2 protein-coding genes and 1 pseudogene are annotated in these 1386 nt (G+C 68.8%); all 3 read left to right on the forward strand.

What is annotated here, in order from left to right:
- Positions 1–161: 161 nt before the first annotated feature.
- Positions 162–350, forward strand: coding sequence for a hypothetical protein (locus tag AC01Y6_RS10360; protein WP_428717017.1), 189 nt, complete (start codon positions 162–164; stop codon positions 348–350).
- 59 nt (positions 351–409) lie between these two features.
- Positions 410–763: a single-stranded DNA-binding protein gene (locus tag AC01Y6_RS10365; RefSeq protein ID WP_476671440.1), complete on the forward strand. Its 354-nt coding sequence runs from the start codon at positions 410–412 to the stop codon at positions 761–763.
- 65 nt (positions 764–828) lie between these two features.
- Positions 829–1386: pseudogene (locus tag AC01Y6_RS10370) on the forward strand (hypothetical protein); the annotation flags it as partial.

A 1386-nucleotide genomic window follows, 5' to 3' on the forward strand; every position in this document is an offset into this window, starting at 1 on the left:
GAACCGAAGCGCGAGGAAAATCCCTCGCGCGCATCCTGAAAGGGATGCCCCCGGATTCATCCGGGGGAGGACGTCACCTACAAGCCCGCCCTCTTTTCCTCCCTCGTGTAGCTAAGACCAGGGGGCCCGAGGGCCCCACGGGGGAAGGCGGGAGGTGAAGGATGAAGGAGCTCAAGCTCACCCCCAAGCAGGCCCTCGCCCTTCTCAACCTCCTCCAGGCGGAGGAGGACTGGGAGGGCGACCTCCCTGAAGCCCTCCGGGAGGTGAAGAAGGCGTTGAAGCTCTGGCTCAAGGAGGAGGGGCTGAAGCGGAGCCCCGCGGGAAGCTACTACCTGGCCAAAGAGGCGTGAAGGGCTGGGGGGCGGGGGGACCCGCCCCCCGGTGGAAGGCGCGAGAAAGGAGGGATGAGATGAAAGCGGTCCTGAAGGCGTACCTGGCGCGGAAGCCCGAGCTCGTCTACACCAACCAGGGCGTGGCCATCTGGAAGACCTCGGTGGCGGTGCAGGGGCGGCGGAAGGAGGATGAGTCGGTGTTCTTGGAGGTCCTGGCCTTGGGCGGCCTGGCCGAGGCCCTGGGGGAGATGGACCCGCCCAAGGGGGCCTACGCCCACCTCGAGGGCAGGCTCCAGACCGAGACCTACGAGGGCAAGGAGGGGAAGAAGACCCGCCTGGTGCTGGTCCTGGATGCCTTCGGCCTCCTGGTGCGGCCCAAGAAGGAGGAGCCCAAGGAGGAGGGCGAGAAGGAGGGCGAGGACCTCTTCTAGGTAGAGGCCTGGAGGGCTTGGGGGGCGGAAGGCCGCCCCCCCGGCCAGCTTGTGGAGGTGAAGGCATGGCGCTAGAGGCGGCCAGGCTCAGGGAGGCCCTGAAGCGCATGGTGCCCCAGCCCACGGACTACGTGAGCTTTGACGGGGCCAGGGCGTGGACCAGCGGGATGGTGGAGGTGGAGATCCGGGTGGGGGAGGAGCGGCTTCTCCCCGTGGCCCTTCCCCGCAAGTTCTTCCTGGACCTGCTGGAGGCGGCGGAAGGGGAGGTGCGGCTCACCCCGGAGGGGCAGAGGCTCCGCCTCGAGGCCGGGGGCTTCCAGGCCGAGCTCCTCACGGCGGAGGCCTTCCCCCAACCCCTCTTGGAGAAGGCGGAGGACCCCGCCTTCCGGGTGGGAGAAGGCTTCCTGGAGGTCATGGAAAGCGCCTTTCCCCTAGGAAAGAAGCTCACCTCCCACCAGGGCAAGGTCCTGGTGGAGGCGGAGGAGGGGAGGGTGCGGGTGGTGGCCACGGACGGCTACCGCCTGCACCTCCACACCCTGGAGGCGGAGGTCTTCCAGGAGGGGGCCTACCTCCTTCCCGCCCAGGCGGAGGGGGCTTTGCGGGCCCTCGAGGGGGAGCTCACC

This window comes from Thermus sp. (assembly GCF_056332225.1).

Coding starts and splice junctions, on each gene's coding strand:
- AC01Y6_RS10360 (WP_428717017.1), top strand. CDS start 162: ATGAAGGAGCTCAAGCTCACCCCCAAGCAGGCCCTCGCCCTTCTCAAC.
- AC01Y6_RS10365 (WP_476671440.1), top strand. CDS start 410: ATGAAAGCGGTCCTGAAGGCGTACCTGGCGCGGAAGCCCGAGCTCGTC.